The organism is Pseudomonas sp. GW823-FHT02C02 (assembly GCF_058797635.1).
Genome location: NZ_JBXAJV010000021.1, coordinates 14,621 through 32,823, shown reverse-complemented (window position 1 = coordinate 32,823; position 18,203 = coordinate 14,621). Strand labels below are relative to the sequence as shown.

The following is an 18,203-nucleotide window of genomic DNA, read 5'->3' as shown; positions in this document are numbered from 1 at the left end:
GATGAAAATCGTCGCCCTTGAAACTCATATCGTTGCCGTACCACCACCGCACGTCGGCGGCATGTACTGGTTGTTCGTCAAGCTCAAGACTGATTGCGGCATCGAAGGCGTCGGTGAAATCTACGCCGCGACCTTCGGCCCCAAAGCCATGCTGCCGATCATCGAAGACGTGTTCGAACGCTACCTGCTCAACCACGACCCGCATCACATCGAACGCTTTTTCCGCCAGGCGTACTCGAGTGGTTTCACCCAGCGACCGGACCTGACCATGATGGGCGTGGTCAGCGGCCTGGAGATGGCGTGCTGGGACATCATCGGTAAAGCCGCCAACAAGCCGGTGTACGAATTGCTCGGCGGCAAGGTCAACGAACGCCTGCGTTCCTACACCTACTTGTACCCGGTCAACAGCCAAGGTGAGTACGACTACGACGACCCGGACCTGGCCGCCGAGTGCGCCATCGAGAACATGAACAAAGGCTTCACCGCCGTGAAGTTTGACCCCGCCGGGCCCTACACCGCGTACTCCGGGCACCAGATTTCCCTGGAAGTGCTGGAACGCTGCGAAACCTTCTGCCGCAAGATCCGCGAAGCGGTGGGCGACAAGTGCGACCTGCTGTTTGGCACCCACGGACAAATGGTGCCGTCCTCGGCGATTCGCCTGGCCAAACGTCTGGAAAAATACGATCCGCTGTGGTTCGAAGAACCGGTGCCGCCAGGTCAGGAAGCCGCCATGGCACAAGTCGCGGCCAAGACCAGCATCCCGATTGCCACTGGCGAACGCCTGACCACCAAGTACGAATTCTTCAAGCTGCTGCAGGCCGGGGGCGCCTCGATCCTGCAGATGAACGTCGCCCGTTGCGGCGGTCTGCTGGAAGCGAAAAAAATCGCCAGCATGGCCGAGGCTTATTACGCCCAAATCGCTCCACACCTCTACAACGGACCGATCGGTGCCGCCGCCAGTTTCCAGTTGGCGACCTGTACGCCGAATTTCCTGATTCAGGAAAGCATCATGACCTGGGGCGGTTTCCACGCCGAGGTCTTGACCAAGCCGCTGCAATGGGAGGACGGCTACATCATTCCGTCCACCGAACCAGGCCTGGGCGTGGAGTTGAACATGGACGTGGTGCGCAAGCATTCGCCCTACACCGGTGAGCGCCTGCACCTGCAAATGGCGCCGATGCCGGCTGACGTCAAAGACATATCGCCAGCCCGCGGCTGACGGGATTTGCCGCCCATGACGGGCGGCTTTTTGTAAAACGACTTACGCGGTAACCGTGCATGACTTACGACTACATCATCGCTGGCGCTGGCGCCGCAGGCTGCATCCTCGCCAATCGGCTCTCGGCTTCGGGCAAACACTCGGTACTGTTGCTGGAGGCCGGCGGCAAGGACAGTTCCCTGTGGTTCAAGATCCCGGTTGGCTTCGCCAAAATGTATTACAACCCGACCTTCAACTGGATGTACTACAGCCAGCCGCAAAAACAGCTGAACAACCGTGAAATCTATGCGCCTCGCGGAAAAGTCCAGGGCGGCTCGGGCTCGATCAACGCGATGATCTATGTCCGTGGCCAGGCCCATGACTTCGACGACTGGGCGGCCAACGGCAATGAAGGCTGGAGCTTCAAGGACGTGCTGCCGTACTTCCGTAAACTGGAAAACCATCCGCTGGGCGACACGGAGTATCACGGCGGCAGCGGTCCGATCAGCATTACGCCGATGAAGGGCCAGACTCATCCCATTTGCGATGTGTTCCTCAAAGGTTGCGACGAACTCGGCTACCCGCACAGCGATGATTTCAACGGGCCGAGGTTCGAAGGCTCGGGGATCTACGACGTCAATACCCGCAACGGCCAGCGTTGCTCCAGCAGTTTTGCGCACCTGCATCCGGCATTGAGTCGACCGAACTTGACGGTCGAGCATTATGCGTTGGTCGATCGAGTGCTGTTCGATAACGCCCGTGCGACAGGGATTTCCATTAGCCAGCATGGCGTGGTGCGGACCTTTACCGCGAACAAGGAAGTCATCCTCTGTGCCGGCGCCGTGGACACTCCGAAGATTCTGCAATTGTCCGGTGTTGCCGATCAGGCGCTGCTGGCCAGGCACAACATTCCGTTGATCAAGCACTTGCCAGCGGTAGGACAAAACCTGCAAGACCACCTGTGCGCCAGTTATTACTACAAAGCCAATATCCCAACGCTCAATGATCAACTGAGTTCGTTGTTCGGCCAGTTCAAGCTGGGTTTGAAATACCTGTTCACCCGTAAGGGCGCATTGGCAATGAGCGTCAATCAGGCGGGTGGGTTCTTTCGTGGCAATGAACAGCAGGCCAACCCGAACTTGCAGCTGTACTTCAACCCGCTTTCGTACCAGATTCCGAAAAACAACAAAGCCAGCCTCAAGCCCGAACCCTACTCCGGCTTCCTGTTGTGCTTTAACCCCTGCCGTCCGACCAGTCGGGGCCACATCGAGATTGCTTCAAAAAATCCTCGGGACGCGGCGCTGATCGATCCAAATTACCTGAGCACGCAAAAGGACATCGATGAAGTGATTCAGGGCAGCCGCTTGATGCGCAAAATCATGCAGGCCCCCGCACTCAAAGGCATCACGGTCGAGGAAGTATTGCCGGGGCCCGCCATCGAAAGTGACGAACAGATGCTGCAGTATTTTCGAGAAAACAGCGGTTCGATTTATCACCTGTGCGGCTCCTGTGCGATGGGCACGGACGAGCAGCGGTCGGTGGTCGACAAACGCCTTAAAGTTCATGGATTAGACAACTTGCGCATTGTCGATGCGTCCATTTTTCCTAACGTGACGTCCGGCAATACCCATGCGGCCGTGTTGATGGTGGCAGAGAAGGGGGCCGATCTGATTCTGCAGGACGCCTGATTTATCGCCTCGGTGTATCAAAAATGAATTTCCTGCAGATCCGCTGCTCATACCTGTAGGCAGCGGTTTTGAGCCTGCGAATTCATTAGGTAATCAGGGAGTGGCAAAGTCATGTGTCCAACACCGACGGCGGGCGAGCAGCTTCCTGGCAGGTTGATTCTGGTGGTTGAAGATGACCCGCTTATTCTTGAGTTTCTCTGTGAAATTCTTCAGGAAGAAGGTTTCATGGTTGAACCGCAAGTCAGCGCGGATGCCGCATCGGAATACCTGAAAAAACACGCCAACGAGGTCGGTCTGTTGTTGACGGACATCACCATGCCCGGAAAGCGGAACGGCGCGGATCTGGCCAATGAGTTCGGCGATCGCTGGCCCGGCAAGCCGATCATGATCATGTCCGGTTTTGAAACTCCCAAATCCTCCGGGGTCCGGCATAAGGTGTCGTTCATCAAGAAACCCTGGGCGTTGGGACAACTGCTGGATTGTGTCGAGGCGGCCTTCAAGTCGCGACAGTAAGTGTCGCTCGTGTACATTAACGGACCTGCCTGACACACGAAGGAAGCTTATCCTTGTCTGCCCACAACTCCGTTTTCAAGACCCCGTATCGCGCGTTCCTGTTCGATATGGACGGCACCGTCCTCAATTCCATCGCCGCCGCGGAGCGGATCTGGACCACTTGGGCCTTGCAGCACGGCGTGGATGTCGAGTCCTTTCTGCCGACCATTCACGGCGCCCGCGCCATCGACACCATTAATCGTCTGGCGTTGTCCGGGGTGGATGCCAAGGCCCAAGCCGACTGGATCACCGAAGCGGAAATCGAGGACGTGGAGGGGGTGGTCGAAGTGGCCGGTGCGGCGAACTTCCTCAGGTCCCTGCCCAAGAATCAATGGGCCATCGTCACCTCGGCACCGCGAGCACTGGCGGTGCGCCGGATGGCGGCAGCAGGGATTCCCGAACCCGATGTTATGGTCACCGCCGAAGACGTCAGCGCCGGCAAACCGGACCCAGCGGGCTATCGCCTGGCGGCTCAACGGCTAGGCCTCGAGGTGACTGACTGTCTGATCTTTGAAGATGCCGCCGTGGGCATTCTGGCGGCGGAGGCGGCAGGGGCGGACCTTGTGATCATCACCTCGACTCATGACCATCCGATTCAGACGGTGCATGCGACATTGGCCGGCTATGACTCCGTTGCGGCGCAAGTGGCTCCCGATAACCATATCCGCCTGCACCCACTCTAATGTGGGAGTGAGCCTGCTCGCGATAGCGGTCTTTCAGTCAAACAGAGGCTGGATGTGCCGACGCTATCGCGAGCAGGCTCCCACATTGGGACTGTGCAGGTTCAATAAATCCCGGGGATCAACCGCCAACTCCGGGCGTAATAAGCCTCATATTCATTCCCGAACTGCGCCTTCAATAACGCCTCTTCCGAATGAATCCGCGCAATCAGCGGAATTACCGTCAGCGCCGCAAGCAACAGCCCGACCCCCGAGCGAAACGCCAGCGCCCAGCCCACGGCGATGACCAACATCCCCAGGTAACTGGGGTTGCGCAAGCGGCGGTAAATCCCTTCGGTCACCAGACTGTGCCCCGGCTGAATCGCCACCAACCCGCTAAACCGCTTGCCCAGCACAAACACCGGCCACAGCCGTAGCGCGCCGCCGAGAATGAACAGTAATGCCCCCACCCAGCGCACGCCTTCACCGCCGAAGGTCCAGAAGTCGATGCGGTCGGTGTAGGCCGGCAGGTACCCGCTCAACAGTCCTATGACGCCGAATGCCGGCAGCACCCAGCGGTTGGCCCGGTCCTCACGTTCCCCTGGGCTCAGATTAACCTCGGTGAACAACGAGGCAACGACCATTACCAAGGTGGCGATAACAACGACCACCAGCGGCGCATGGGTGAAGAACGCCGCAAACCCGCCCATTCCCCACACCGCGAGACCGAGGTAGGCGAGGGTGGAGACGATGGCGAAAAACGCCAGCCTGGCCGAGATTTTCATGGGCACCCATTCCCGCTTTGCACCGATGTCTTCAGTGTAGATGTTCATGCCGATTCGCCGGTTTGGGCTGGCGTCAGGAAACGTTTCGGTCAGGCAAAAGCAGAGGTGCATGGACCGTTTGAATCGGGTCTGCGAGAAAACCCTGGAAGGGGCTGGTGATTCCGATTCACTGGGATGATTTTTTCGAGCCGCTCGACGAGGGGTCGTCCCCGATGCCTGCGTGGATGGACCCCTTCGAGGTGGCGATGCCAAGGTTGATGCCGCTGGCCCAGGCCGATGGCGTGGCCCTGCGATTAATGCCGATGTATAAAACGGTCGACCTGCGAGCAGCGCTTCCCCCGCGCTGACGCTCACGCCGTCATCTGCAACCTGGCATTACGCCGAATGACCTGCGGCGGTTGGCCGAACGCCCGGAGGAAGGCTTCGCGCATGCGGCGGCGGTCGGTGAAGCCGGCCTCGGCGGCGATCTGATCGAGGGTCAGCCGTCCGCGCTCGAGCATTTGCCGCGCCGCCTCCAGGCGCAGATTTTCGATGGCCTTGGCCGGGGACTGCCCGGTCTCGGCGCGGAAGGTGCGGCTGAATTGCCGTGGGCTGAGACGTGCCACTTCCGCCAGTTGCTCCACCGATAACGCCGATGTCAGGTGTTCCCGGGCGTAGCCGAGGACGGTCTGAATGCGGTCGGATTTGGGCTCCAGTTCCAGCAAGGCCGAATGCTGCGACTGACCACCCGCGCGGCGCTGATACATCACCAGTTTCTGCGCCACCGAACGGGCCAGGTCGGCGCCATGATCCTTTTCAACCATCGCCAGCGCCAGGTCGATGCCCGCAGTCATGCCGGCGGAGGTCCAGATGGAACCGTCGACTACGTAAATACGATCATCTTCCACTTTGATCGAGGGAAACCGCGCTTGCAGGTCCCGCGCATAGGCCCAATGCGTGGTGGCCCGCCGTCCGTCGAGCAGGCCGGCCTGGGCCAGCACGAATGCCCCCGAGCAGATCGACGCGGTGCGCCGGGCGGTTTTCACGCTGTCGCGCAGGTACGCCAACACACCCTCGGGCGCCTGCTCGAGAATCGAATCGCCGCCGACCACGATGACCGTGTCGAACACCCGCTCATCAAACGCCTGGGTGCCGACACTCAAACCGCCGGAAGCCCGCAGGGAGCGACCCTCCTCAGAGATCACGCTGACCTCGTAAAGCGCTTCGCCAGCGCTGAAGTTGGCGTACTCGAACACCGGCATCGCCGCCAACGCCATGGACTGGAACCCCTCGAAAACCACGAACGCCACGGAAGTCATGATGGTGCCCTCAAAAGCCAATGTCCGAAAAACGTACTTTAAACGTCATTTGAGACGAGCGTCAGTCAATTTATAACAGTTCACACCCGGCGACCTTATCGCCTCACTGTGAAGGAAATTGAACATGGCTCTTTCATCCAAAGGCACTGCACTGATCACTGGCGCTTCTTCGGGCATTGGCGCGGTCTACGCCGACCGTCTCGCCCGGCAGGGTTACGACCTGATTTTGGTCGCCCGCAGCCAGGGCAAACTCAACGCTTTGGCCAATCATCTGAGCAACGAAACCGGCCGCGCCGTGGAAGTGGTTGCTGCCGACCTCAAAGACAAAGCCGGCCTGCTACGGGTTGAAAGCATTCTGCGCAACGACGCGAGCATCACCTTGCTGGTCAACAATGCCGGTGTTGGTGGCGTGATGCCGTTGCTCGGCAGCCCGGTGGACGACATGGACGCCATGATCAGCCTCAATGTCACCGCGCTGATGCGTCTGTCCTATGCCGTGGTGCCCGGCTTCGTCGCGCGGGGCACCGGCACCGTGATCAACATTTCCTCCATCGTCGCAATCGCTCCAGAAATCCTCAACGGCGTTTACGGCGGTACCAAGGCTTTCGTGCTGGGCTTGAGCCAATCGATGCACCACGAACTGGCCGACAAAGGCATACGCGTTCAGGCGGTGTTGCCCGGCGCAACTGCCACGGATTTCTGGAGCGAGGCCGGCAACCCGGTGGAAAACCTGCCACAAGAGATCGTGATGTCCGCCGAGGACATGGTCGATGCGGCGCTGGTCGGCCTGGCGAAGGGTGAAGTGGTGACCATCCCGGGCCTGCACGAGGCTGATAAATGGGACGTTTACGAAGCCCAGCGCCAAGTGCTGTCAGGCTCGTTCGGCCACTCATCGTCGGCACCGCGCTACCGGTAAACCGATAGCCCTGGGGCAGGGTGAACTAAGCTTGGAGAAGGATCGTTCATCACCGGCTCGCCGAAACCTCGACAGGCCGGTGCTGCCAAGGGAGCACACAATGCTTCACATCAGAACGCCTTTGATTCTGCACCCTGGCTTGTCAACGCCGACCCGGCGCATCTGGCTCAAGCTGGAAAACCTGCAACCCAGCGGCTCGTTCAAATTACGCGGCATGGGCCTTCTGTGCAGTCAGGCAAAGGACCAAGGCAAAAGCAAAGTCGTCTGTCCTTCCGGCGGCAACGCCGGTTTTGCCACCGCCATGGCCGCCGCTGCCCTCGGGCTGAAAGCCTGCATTATTGTGCCGCACACCACCCCGGAAACCACCCGTGCCAGGATCAGGAAAACCGGCGCCGAGGTCATCGTTCACGGTAAGGTCTGGGACGAGGCCAACCAACGGGCCAAAGCGCTTTCACAGGATGCGGATACCGAGTACGTGCCCGCCTTCGATCATCCCGTGCTGTGGGAAGGGCACAGCACCCTGATTGATGAAGTCCTCGAGGATTGCCCTCAAGTCGATGCGCTGGTGACGTCGGTAGGAGGCGGCGGATTACTGGCGGGGTTGCTGACAGGTTTGATCCGGCACCATCGCATGGACTGCCGGATCATCACCTGCGAAACCCGAGGCGCGGCCTCCTTTGCCGCCGCCATCGAGGCCGGACATCCCGTCAGGCTGCCGCGTATCGACACCGTCGCGACATCGCTGGGCGCTGCGAAAGTGGCCGCGTGGCCGGTGCAGCACATCCGCGACTTTCCTCACGAATGCGTGGTGCTCAGTGATGACGAGGCAATCATGGGCGTGGTGCGTTACGCCAACGACCTGCGCCAGTTGGTCGAACCGGCGTGCGGCGTTTCATTGGCGGTGGCCTATCTTGACCATCCGGCGATCGCCGAAGCCCATGACGTGGTGATTGTGGTGTGTGGCGGCGTCAGCATCAGCGCGCAGCTGGTGGCCGGGTGGGCGCGCTTGTCCGCGGGGTGAAGCAAAGGGGCAGGGCTGGAGACTATCCGGCTGTCGCGAGCCCCACCGTTACCTTTTAATCCTTCATTGGCCAGCAGCAACGCCTTCGTGGATGAGGATGGCTCTGGCCAGCTCTTCGTCGCTGGCTTTGAGTCCGGGATTTTCCTGGCGAATCTGATTCAACACCGACTCCAGGTACACACCGCGAATCGTACCGCCACTGGCAACGAAGCTGGAGGCGTCATCACGGGCGGGAATCGCCAGTTTGTGGTCCTTGAACGTCGAGTACAGTGATGCGGAAACCCCCGCAGAGGTGGCGACATCGCCGGCGTCCACTTTGGCGAAGGCCGAACCGAAGGGCAAACACAACATGAATGAGGAGATGATAATCAGACGGCGCATAGCAATGTCCTCTGAAGCGTGAAGCAAAAAAAGGAGTACTTCATCATTTAGGATGCCTGGCGAACGTCAGGAGTTCCCTGTGGATGCGTTATCCGCACCTAATCGTTCAAAACCGCAGCGTTGCTCCGGTGGTCAGCCACTGATCCCGTTCCCCCGTCAGGTTGCGGCCCACCACCAGATCGACGTCGATGCGCTCACCGACATGCAACCTTGGCCCGGCCTGCCATGCCTGTTCGCCGCCTTGCTGGCCGTAGCGTTCAGCAATCAGCGTCAGGGAACGGGCCAGGTCGTATTCGACGCCGGTGCCCCAGGTCCAGCGATGGTTTTGCTCGCCATCGTCATAGGCATGGGTCCAGCCGGCATTGAGGTTCAGGCGCAGGGTTTCGAAAGGTTGGTAGGTGAAGGGCAGGTTCAGGTCGACGCCATCGAAGGCGTGGGCCCGATTGAAGGCAAAGTGAGTCGAGCCCGCCAGCGCCAACTCAAGGCCAAGGTCTTCCCGGGAGAAAATTTGCGCCTTGAATTGCGGGCTCAACCGGGTTTCCGAATCCCCGTCGTCGCGGTCGTGCTGCACGGCGGCACCGAGTTGCACGTTGGGCAGGCCTTTGAACGTGCAGTCCTGTGACACCACGCTGCTGGATGAGCCGTGCCGACCTTTTTGATACCAGGCGTCGATGTTGCATTCGCCGGGCGCATTGATTCCGGCGTCATCCACCGTATACGCACCGCCGGCAGCGTTGGCTTTGGAGATGATGCTGAGCACCGCAATCAGGCTCAGAGTGAGGCTGACGAACAACAGATTGCGGCGCAGGCGCCGGCCTTGAGCGGCTGGCAGGCTGCGCACGAAGGACGCGAATAGACGAGTGGGGTTTTGCATGAAGTTTATCTCGAAGTTATTTGATGGCGGCGGCGGTCAGCCCCCGATCCTCTACCGATAGGGTTTGCAAGCCGGCCGTCCGGGCCCGGGCGACCAACTCTTCGGTGTCTTCGCCGCCGGGCAGGGCGATCACCACGTCAGGTCGGCTGTCGAGCAACATGAAGTGGTTGCGCAGGCGTTCAGCCAACTTGCCGTGGCGCTGCCAGTTGGGCGGGTAGCGCACGATGTCGGCGCCGTGTTCCCGGGCCCACTCTTCGATGTCACCGCCCAGGTATTGATTGCCACCATGGATCAGCACACGCACGGGGTGCAGGCGCTGGAAGGCGTCGAGGACCCGTCGGCACAGACGGCTGTCGGCGTAATAGCGGCCCGCGCAGATCAAGAGGCGCATGAGGAATTCTCCTTGGTCAGGTCGGTGCTCTCGACCGGTTGCTCGCCGGCACGCTCCAGCAGCGGATAGCCCAGGGCGGCGATGTGGTGATGCACGCGGCGGTAATCGCGCAGGACCCGCTGGAAGATGTCGCCGGACTCCGCCCAGGTGTTCTTGTCTTCCTGCAACTTGCGAAAGTGCTCGCGGCTGGCGTGCGCTTCGAGCCTTCTGACCGTCTCCTTGCGATGGATCAAGTGGTGCGCGGTGGGAATGTCTTCACGCAGAAACACGGTGATCGCCAGGCTCAGGCTTTCCAGCAGCGCGTCGTGCAGCGGCGCGATGTTGCCCAGCTCGAACGCCGAGAACTGTTCGCCACGGCGCAAGCGGCGCATGGCCAACTGCGTCAGGCTGCTGGAAAGAATGTCTGCGGCATGTTCGAGGTTGATCACGAACAGCAGGATTTCCTGGGAACGATCGGCATCGCTGTCACTGATGCCTTCCTTGCCGATGTCCGCCAGGTAAGCCCGAATGGCCGCGCCCAGCAGGTCCAGAGACTGATCGACGCGTCGCACTTCATCGGCGCAGGCGGGCACCGAGGTGTGGAACAGCTGCACCAGGCGGCCGAGCATTGCCGAGAGCATGTCGGCCATGCGCAACGCTTCCCGGGCGGCGTTGGACAGGCCGATGTTGGCCACTTCCAGACCCGCTTCGTCGAGGTAGTGCGGCATGCCCGGGTCGACATCCCGCTCGGGGGCCGGCAGCAGATGGGTCAGCCCTTTGGCGAGCACATCGGTCAGGCCGATAAACACCAGCGCCAGCAGCAGATTGAAACCGCTGTGCAGCGACACCACCAACACCGACGGCTCCAGCTTCAGCTCGGCCAGCAGCCCGGCAAACGGCAACACCACCAGAGCACCGACCGCACGCACCAGCAGATTACCCAGCGGCAAGCGCCGGCCGACGCTCGAACCGGCATTGATCACCGAAGGCAGCGCACCGCCAATGTTCACCCCGAGCACCAGCGCGACGAGGGTGGTTCCCGACAGCAGGCCGGTGGCGGCCAGCGAGACGATCAGCAACACCACCGCCACGCTGGAATGGCACAGCCAGGTGAGGATCAGCGCCACCAGCAACGCAATCAGCAGATCGCCGTCCAGGCTCTGCATGATCAGCTGGAAGACCGGCGTGCCTTCGACGTCCGCCAGGGTTGAGCCGAGCATGCGCAGGGCCAACAACATCAGCCCCAGGCCGATCAGCGCACAGCCGACGCTTTCGTAGCGTGAATCATCGCGCAGCCGGAACACCATCAAACCCGCGAGCAACACGATGGGTGTGAGGATTGAAACGTCGACGCTGAGCAGTTGCACCACCAGGGTCGAACCGATATTGGCGCCGAGCATTACCGCCAGCGCCGGCGCCAGGCCCAGGGTCCCGGCGGCCGTAAACGACGTCGCCATCAGGCTGACGGCGGTGCTGCTTTGCAGGATGCCGGTGATGCCGATACCCGACAGCAGCGCCATCCAGCGGTTGTTCAAGTTGTGGCCCAGCCACTGGCGCAGCGGCGTGCCGAAGCCGCGCAACAACGCTGAAGAAATCATGTGAGTGCCCCACAGCAAGAGTGCGATGGAGCCTGCGAGGTTGATCAGTAGAGTCGTTCCCGACATCAGGACTCTCCCTTTTCGATAGGGTTAAGCGCATTCCCCTGTAGGAGTGAGCCTGCTCGCGATAGCGGACTGTCAGCCAACATCAATGTTGAGTGATCCACTGCCTCGCAAGCAGACTCGCTCCTACAGGGGATTGTGGTGTTCAGGTGATTTGGGTTTGCCCCCGTACTCCGGGGGCTCAGGCCATCAGAACCACTGCTTGAAGCGGCGGATGTAGATCGTCTTCATGATCTGCGCGAACACGCAGTAGCTGAGCAGGGTGCCCACCAGCCAAGGGAAGTACGCCCACGGCAGCGGTTGCAGGCCGACCAAAGTACCCAGTGGCGAGAACGGAATGTAGATACCCAGCGCCATCACCAACCCGGTCATCAGGATCACCGGCAACGCCGCCGTGCTCTGGAAGAACGGAATCTTCTGCGTGCGCAACATATGCACTACCAGCGTCTGCGACAGCAGCCCCTCGATGAACCAGCCGGATTGGAACAGGCCCTGCATTTCCACGCTGTTGGCGGCGAACACGTACCACATCAGGGCGAAAGTGGTGATGTCGAAGACCGATGAGGTCGGCCCGATCCACAGCATGAAACGGCCAATGTTTTTCGCGTCCCACTTGCGTGGTTTGCGCAGGAACTCCTTGTCCATCTTGTCCCACGGCAGCGACAACTGAGAGATGTCGTACATGAGGTTTTGCAGCAGCAGATGGATCGACAGCATCGGCAGGAACGGAATGAACGCACTGGCCACCAGCACCGAGAACACGTTGCCGAAGTTGGAGCTGGCGGTCATGTTCAGGTACTTCATGATATTGCCGAAGGTCTCGCGGCCCTTGAGCACGCCTTCCTCCAGCACCATCAGGCTCTTCTCCAGCAGAATGATGTCGGCCGATTCCTTGGCGATGTCGGTGCCGCTGTCCACCGAAATGCCGACATCGGCATCGCGCAGGGCAGGGGCGTCGTTGATGCCGTCGCCGAGGAAGCCCACGGTGTGACCATTGGCCTGCAACGCCTTGAGCACCCGGGACTTTTGCAGCGGCGTCAGCTTGGCGAATACCGTGCGTTCTTCGACCCGCAGCTTGAGGGTGGTGTCGTCCATGTTCTCGATGTCTGGCCCGAGCAGCGGCGTACCGGGTTCCAGCCCGACTTCGCGGCAGATCTTGCAAGTCACCACGGCGTTGTCGCCGGTCAGCACCTTGACGGTCACGCCCATGTCGCGCAGCGCGGCAATCGCCGGGCCCGCGGTTTCCTTCGGTGGATCGAGAAAGGTCAGGAAGCCGCGAACCACCAGCTCGCGCTCATCCGCGGTGTTGTACTGGTTTTTGCTCTGCGCTTTCGGGATCTCGCGGGTGGCGACCAGCAGCACCCGGAAACCGTCCTCGTTGTACTCGTTGGCCAGCGCCAGCAGGTCTTTGCGGCGCTGTGCATCGAGCGCCACGACCGTGCCGTTTTCGTGAATGTGGCTGGCGATGCTCAGCATTTCCTCGACCGCGCCTTTGCACACCATCAGGTGATCGTCGCGGCTGTCCTTGACGATGATCGACAGGCGCCGACGGACGAAGTCGAACGGCAACTCATCGACCTTGCTGTAGGCAAACGGCACCCTGAATTTTGGATTGGCGTTGGCGAACTGCACCACCGCCTGGTCCATCAGGTTTTTCAGACCGCTCTGGTGATGGCTGTTGAGCCACGCCAGTTCGAGGAGCGTGTCGTCGCGCCGGCCGTTGCTGTCGACGTGGTGCTCAAGGATGATCTTGTCCTGGGTCAGGGTGCCGGTCTTGTCGGTGCACAGCACGTCCATCGAACCGAAGTTCTGGATCGCATTGAGGCGCTTGACCACCACTTTGCGCTTGGCCATGGCCATCGCGCCTTTGGCCAGGTTGGCGCTGACAATCATCGGCAGCATTTCCGGGGTCAGGCCGACCGCGACTGCCAGCGCAAACAGGAACGCGTCACTCCAGTCGCCCTTGGAGAAGCCGTTGAGCAGGAACACGATCGGCACCATGACCAGCATGAAGCGGATCAACAACCAACTGACGCTGTTCACCCCGCGGTCGAAGGCTGTTTGCACCCGCGAACCGACAATCGCTTTGGCCAGCGAGCCGAAGTAGGTACGCGGGCCGGTTGCGACCACCACCGCTTTGGCCGTGCCGCTGACCACGTTGGTGCCCATGAAGCAAATGTTCGGCAGGTCCAGCAGGTTGGATTGATCGGCAGCGCTGCGGGTCGCCGACTTCTGTGCGACGTCGCCCAGGGTGTCGTACTTCTCGACAGGCAAGGCTTCGCCGGTCAGCACCGCCTGGCTGATGAACAGGTCGCGGGATTCGATCAGGCGGATGTCCGCCGGGATCATGTCCCCGGCGCTGAGCTGAACGATGTCGCCGGCCACCAGTTCGCGCATCGGCACTTCGCGCAGCACCGGGGTGTTGCCGTTTTGTCCGCGTCGCAGCACGGTTGCGGTGGTGCGCACCATGGCTTTGAGGGCTTCGGCGGATTTGGCCGAGCGGTATTCCTGCCAGAACCGCAGCAGGCTGCTCAGGGCAACCATGGTCATGATAATGATGACTTTGGTCAGGTCCGCCTCGTCGCCTTCGCCCTGGCTGATCGGCAGCCAGTAATCGGTGAAGAAACTGATGCCTGCCAGGGTCAGCAGGACATAGATGAAGGGATTGTTCAGGGCCTTGAGCAGTTGGACGATGGCGTGAGGCGGCTTGTCGTGGGCGACCTCATTATAGCCTGCGCGGGCCAGCCGGCCTTCGGCCTCGAGTTCAGTCAAACCGTCAGGGGTGGCGTTGAGATTGGCGAGGGTCACGGCCAGGCCGTTTTGCGCTTCCCGGGCGGCGCGCATCGACAGTTTGGCGTTATCGCTGCTGGCGCCTTTGGCGCGAGTATTCGGCGTTTTTACAGTCGTCATTGTGTGTGCTCCTGCCGCCGTCTTGCGGCACGACACACGGCTCGCTCAACTATTCATAGGCGAGCGAATGTATGTCGAGTCGCAAACAGGCGATCAATTTCGAAAGTGTTGTTTTCTTGTGTTTTAACGTTCGCTGCGTATCAATGAAAAGTTGATGCGCAGCGAACCGTCTACTGGCTTCGTCCATAACTAACTCCGATAACGTTGTGTTTTAACAGGCAATAAGAAGTTGCCGAATTCCCTATCAAGGAAAACGCTGGGGGAAGAACGTTAAAGTGCCTTCAGGTCAACTGAATGTGCGGGTCTCGAAGGTAAGACCGAGCATCCGCGCGATGCGCCGACTCGGTGGTTCCTGGTTGTCGTCGAAGCTCCAGCGTTGCTGAAGCCGACCCGTCATCGGGCAGACGCGCCAGTTGGCACGAGGGTGTGCCTTGGCAGGGGCGGAAGGGCTGGAAAACGGGGCGCTGACCCGAGTCGTCAACAGACGCTCACGGCACAGCTTGACCCGCATGGTCGATGCAAAGGCGCGCACGCCCGGCATTACGGTGGTTTTGAAGTTCATAACATGCCTCTGGACCGGACGGACGCCGGTGAGGCAAGTTACGGTGGAGCATCAAGCTCTAGCGCAGCTCACCCGACCGAAAAGTCGAGTCCCGTCATTTACTGGGTTATGTGCCAGGTTCCGCGAATTCGCAGTGACCCGACAGCGACTAGATACTGTGTCCATTGGATTCTTTTGTGAGTTGAAAAAAGGCCTTCGTCGAAGGCCCGGGCAATTTACTCAGGGAGGTGGGTGAAGTCAACTGCCAATACCCGCCAAATACCAAGATGAATGGGAAAAACATCGAGACTTGATATTGAAGTTAGAACTGGTTCAGCTAATTGACAGTTAGTTGCATACGAAATGGCTGCCAGCCCCCTAATGGCCCTCCGGCTTACAACATTCCCTGTAGGAGTGAACCTGCTCGCGACAGCGGTCTGTCAGCCGACGTCGATACTGGCTGACCCACCGCTATCGCGAGCAGGCTCACATCCCACCGATGGCACTCGTGATAATCCAGAACAATTGTATTGCCCATCCCTGTCTGTTTCCCCACAGACGGGCTGCGTACCTTGGGTCCACTGCAACCTCACAAGGACCCGCTCATGCTGACCCGATTGGTACTGCCGTTTGCCCTGTTGTTCACCCTCCATGCAGCTCACGCGGCGGATGCCGAAAAATGGTACCCCTCGAAATACGGTGCCAACGATGAAATCGGCGCGCTGAATCTGCTAAACGCGGAGTCGGTGATCAACGCCTCCAAATTGATCAAGAGCGGCAAAACCTATCCGCTGGCCGTGCCCATCGACAAGACTCTGCCAGCCTTCCGTCACCGCAGTTTTCACCTGACCAACATCCAGCCGGGCGAGGCGGGTGGCACCACCATGGGGCCTAACAAGTTCACCTTCAACGATGAACTGGTGGTCGGCTGGACCGGTGTCGGCACCCAACTCAACGGCATCGGCCATATCGGCATCGACAATGTCTACTACAACGGCAACCGTGCGGCGGACTTCGTCACCGTCGAAGGCGTGAAAAAACTCGGCATCGAAAAAGTCCCGCCCATCGTCACCCGTGGCGTGGTGCTGGACATGACCGCCGTGTACGGCAGCGCCATCGTGCCGGAGAAAACCGAGTTCAGCGTTGCCGACATCCAGAAGGCACTGGACCTGCAAGGCATTAGCATTCAGAAGGGCGACGTGGTGCTGTTCAACACCGGTTGGCTGGAACTGCTGGGCAAGGACAACGAGAAATTCCTCGCCGTGGAGCCGGGCATCGGCATGGCCGCGGCCAAATGGTTGGCGGACAAGCAGATCGTCGCGTTCGGCGGCGACACCTGGGCCTCGGAGATCTACCCGGCGAAAGACGGCCAGGAGTTCCCGGTCAACCAGTTCATGCTGGCCAAGAACGGCATCTACAACCTTGAATTGATCGACAGCCGCGCGCTGGTGAAGGACAAGGCCTGGGAGTTCATGTTCGTCCTCGGACAGCCGCTGTACAAGGGCTCGACCCAGGTCAACATCAACCCGGTCGCGATTCACTGACACCTGGTGCCACCGATGACGGGCGGGGGATGACGAATACTCATCCCCTGGCCCGTTGTTGTCATTTGTTGCCCATCAGCCCGGCCAATAGAGTGAAGCGTGCGCCTTCGGCGTACCCCTTCAATTCGAATGATCGCCTGCCGAACGCCGGCGAGGGAGTTATTGATGTCCGCTATTTTGGGCCAGCAGTTTATCGACGGGCAGCGCAGCGCTCTGGGCGGCGAAACGTTGCAGAGTTTCGACGCCAGTACCGGGCAAGCACTGCCCTATGTTTTTCATCAGGCCAATGATCAGGAAGTCGCGCTGGCAGTGACGGCCGCCACGCGAGCTTTTGCACCGTTTCGTCAGCTGTTGCCGTTACGACGCGCGGAGTTTCTTGGCGCAATAGCTGATGAAATCGATGCGCTGGGTGACGATTTTATCGCCTTGGTGTGCCAGGAAACCGCCTTGCCCGAAGGGCGGATTCGCGGTGAGCGCAATCGCACCACGGGCCAGTTACGCTTGTTTGCGCAGGTGTTGCTCCGGGGTGATTTTCTCGGTGCGCGGATCGATCAGGCTCAACCCGAACGCACACCGTTGCCGCGCCAGGACATCCGTCAGTACCGCATCGGCGTCGGCCCGGTCGCCGTGTTCGGAGCGAGCAATTTCCCACTGGCGTTTTCCACCGCCGGTGGCGATACCGCTTCTGCGCTGGCCGCCGGTTGCCCGGTGGTGTTCAAGGCCCACAGCGGGCACATGGCGACCGCGGACCGCGTGGCCAGCGCCATCGTGCGCGCGGCACAGCGCACCGGCATGCCTTCGGGCGTGTTCAACATGATTTACGGCGCGGGTGTCGGCCAGGGGTTGGTCAAGGCCGATGGCATCAAGGCCGTCGGTTTCACCGGTTCATTGAAGGGCGGTCGAGCCTTGTCCGACCTGGCCGCCGCGCGCCCGCAACCGATCCCGGTGTTCGCCGAGATGTCGAGTATCAACCCGGTGATCCTGCTGCCTGAGGCGCTGAACACCCGTGGCAGCCAAGTCGCCGAGGAACTGACCGCGTCGATCAACCTCGGCTGCGGCCAGTTCTGCACCAGCCCCGGACTGATCATCGGCCTGCACTCGCCGCAGTTCAGCGAGTTCCTGGACGTATTCGCGCAAAACATGGGCAGCCAACCGGCCCAGACCATGCTCAACGCTGGCGCCCTGAACAGCTATCGCGCAGGTCTTCAACACATCGTGGCCCACGAACGGGTCGATCACCTCGCCGGTCAGCCGCAGGGCAAATCCAAGGCGCAACCGCAGTTGTTCAAGGCCGACGTACAGTTGTTGCTCGACGGCGATCCGTTGTTGCAGGAAGAGATCTTCGGCCCGGCCACGGTGGTGGTGGAGGTCGCAGACCGGCACCAACTGCGTGCCGTGCTCGGCAGTTTGCACGGTCAACTGACCGCCACGCTGATTGCCGATCCGGCGGACCTGGATCGCTTCGGCGAGCTGTTGCCGCTACTCGAAGACAAGGTCGGACGCTTGCTGCTCAACGGCTACCCGACCGGCGTCGAGGTCAGCGATGCGATGGTGCATGGCGGACCTTATCCAGCCACTTCGGATGCCCGCGGCACCTCAGTCGGCACCTTGGCCATTGATCGCTTCCTGCGGCCGGTCTGCTACCAGAACTATCCTGATGAGTACCTGCCCCAGGCGCTGCAAAACGCTAACCCGCTGAGCCTCAATCGACTGGTCGATGGCCAGTGGAGCAGGGCGCCCCTGAGCTAACCACTTTGCCCACGCCGGCAAATGGCGGCGTGGGCCTGACGGATTTGTCCATTGAA

17 protein-coding genes are annotated in these 18,203 nt (G+C 60.5%); 9 read left to right on the top strand and 8 right to left on the bottom strand.

The window, feature by feature from the left end; translation table 11 throughout:
• Position 1: 1 nt before the first annotated feature.
• The 4 genes from AC1ROI_RS28700 to AC1ROI_RS28685 all read left to right on the top strand — a co-directional run bounded on the left by AC1ROI_RS28700 (position 2) and on the right by AC1ROI_RS28685 (position 4,121).
• A complete protein-coding gene (locus AC1ROI_RS28700) occupies positions 2-1,219 on the top strand; it encodes a mandelate racemase/muconate lactonizing enzyme family protein (protein ID WP_083376477.1) in 1,218 nt (405 codons plus the stop codon).
• 59 nt (positions 1,220-1,278) lie between these two features.
• Complete coding sequence (locus AC1ROI_RS28695; protein ID WP_010455299.1) at positions 1,279-2,886, top strand: GMC family oxidoreductase; 1,608 nt, start codon at positions 1,279-1,281, stop codon at positions 2,884-2,886.
• Positions 2,887-2,997: 111 nt separating this feature from the next.
• The gene (locus AC1ROI_RS28690) at positions 2,998-3,399 is read left to right on the top strand and encodes a response regulator (RefSeq protein ID WP_010455297.1); all 402 of its coding nucleotides are present in this window, start codon (positions 2,998-3,000) and stop codon (positions 3,397-3,399) included.
• A 53-nt stretch (positions 3,400-3,452) separates the two neighbouring features.
• Positions 3,453-4,121 (top strand): HAD-IA family hydrolase, encoded by a 669-nt coding sequence (locus AC1ROI_RS28685; RefSeq protein WP_083376478.1) that lies wholly within the window; start codon positions 3,453-3,455, stop codon positions 4,119-4,121.
• A gap of 101 nt (positions 4,122-4,222) precedes the next feature.
• Here AC1ROI_RS28685 and AC1ROI_RS28680 read toward each other — a convergent pair whose 3' ends face one another.
• Positions 4,223-4,882: a methyltransferase family protein gene (locus AC1ROI_RS28680; RefSeq protein WP_102595073.1), complete on the bottom strand. Its 660-nt coding sequence runs from the start codon at positions 4,880-4,882 to the stop codon at positions 4,223-4,225.
• Between the two features lie 155 nt (positions 4,883-5,037).
• On the opposite strand from AC1ROI_RS28680, the gene AC1ROI_RS28675 reads away from it, so the two are divergent.
• Positions 5,038-5,229: a hypothetical protein gene (locus tag AC1ROI_RS28675; RefSeq protein ID WP_102595057.1), complete on the top strand. Its 192-nt coding sequence runs from the start codon at positions 5,038-5,040 to the stop codon at positions 5,227-5,229.
• 3 nt (positions 5,230-5,232) lie between these two features.
• Here the strand turns inward: AC1ROI_RS28675 and AC1ROI_RS28670 are convergent, their stop codons facing one another.
• A complete protein-coding gene (locus AC1ROI_RS28670; protein WP_010455289.1) occupies positions 5,233-6,180 on the bottom strand; it encodes a GlxA family transcriptional regulator in 948 nt (315 codons plus the stop codon).
• Positions 6,181-6,304: 124 nt separating this feature from the next.
• Here AC1ROI_RS28670 and AC1ROI_RS28665 point away from each other — a divergent pair, with 124 nt between their 5' ends.
• Both AC1ROI_RS28665 and AC1ROI_RS28660 read left to right on the top strand, forming a co-directional pair.
• Entirely contained in the window at positions 6,305-7,096 is a 792-nt protein-coding gene (locus AC1ROI_RS28665) for an SDR family NAD(P)-dependent oxidoreductase (RefSeq protein ID WP_102595058.1), read from the top strand.
• A gap of 100 nt (positions 7,097-7,196) precedes the next feature.
• Entirely contained in the window at positions 7,197-8,117 is a 921-nt protein-coding gene (locus AC1ROI_RS28660; RefSeq protein ID WP_102595059.1) for a pyridoxal-phosphate dependent enzyme, read from the top strand.
• 63 nt (positions 8,118-8,180) lie between these two features.
• On the opposite strand, the gene AC1ROI_RS28655 is transcribed toward AC1ROI_RS28660, so the two are convergent.
• From AC1ROI_RS28655 to AC1ROI_RS28630, 6 genes are all read right to left on the bottom strand, one after another.
• On the bottom strand, positions 8,181-8,498 hold the full coding sequence (locus AC1ROI_RS28655; protein WP_010455283.1) for a DUF2388 domain-containing protein: 318 nt from the start codon (positions 8,496-8,498) through the stop codon (positions 8,181-8,183).
• 106 nt (positions 8,499-8,604) lie between these two features.
• On the bottom strand, positions 8,605-9,372 hold the full coding sequence (locus AC1ROI_RS28650) for a PA4824 family protein (protein WP_102595060.1): 768 nt from the start codon (positions 9,370-9,372) through the stop codon (positions 8,605-8,607).
• Positions 9,373-9,388: 16 nt separating this feature from the next.
• The gene (locus AC1ROI_RS28645) at positions 9,389-9,763 is read right to left on the bottom strand and encodes an SLOG family protein (protein WP_010455279.1); all 375 of its coding nucleotides are present in this window, start codon (positions 9,761-9,763) and stop codon (positions 9,389-9,391) included.
• Positions 9,751-11,406 (bottom strand): Na/Pi cotransporter family protein, encoded by a 1,656-nt coding sequence (locus AC1ROI_RS28640; RefSeq protein ID WP_102595061.1) that lies wholly within the window; start codon positions 11,404-11,406, stop codon positions 9,751-9,753. The genes AC1ROI_RS28645 and AC1ROI_RS28640 overlap by 13 nt, the downstream gene beginning before the upstream one ends.
• A 186-nt stretch (positions 11,407-11,592) precedes the next feature.
• Positions 11,593-14,313 carry a magnesium-translocating P-type ATPase gene (gene mgtA / locus AC1ROI_RS28635; protein WP_102595062.1) on the bottom strand — a complete coding sequence of 907 codons (2,721 nt, stop codon included), beginning with the start codon at positions 14,311-14,313 and terminating at the stop codon, positions 11,593-11,595.
• A gap of 286 nt (positions 14,314-14,599) precedes the next feature.
• Positions 14,600-14,875, bottom strand: coding sequence for a hypothetical protein (locus tag AC1ROI_RS28630; protein WP_102595063.1), 276 nt, complete (start codon positions 14,873-14,875; stop codon positions 14,600-14,602).
• A 584-nt stretch (positions 14,876-15,459) separates the two neighbouring features.
• Here AC1ROI_RS28630 and AC1ROI_RS28625 point away from each other — a divergent pair.
• The gene (locus tag AC1ROI_RS28625) at positions 15,460-16,398 is read left to right on the top strand and encodes a cyclase family protein (RefSeq protein ID WP_102595064.1); all 939 of its coding nucleotides are present in this window, start codon (positions 15,460-15,462) and stop codon (positions 16,396-16,398) included.
• Positions 16,399-16,563: 165 nt separating this feature from the next.
• On the top strand, positions 16,564-18,147 hold the full coding sequence (locus AC1ROI_RS28620) for an aldehyde dehydrogenase (NADP(+)) (protein ID WP_102595065.1): 1,584 nt from the start codon (positions 16,564-16,566) through the stop codon (positions 18,145-18,147).
• The last annotated feature ends 56 nt before the right edge of the window (positions 18,148-18,203 follow it).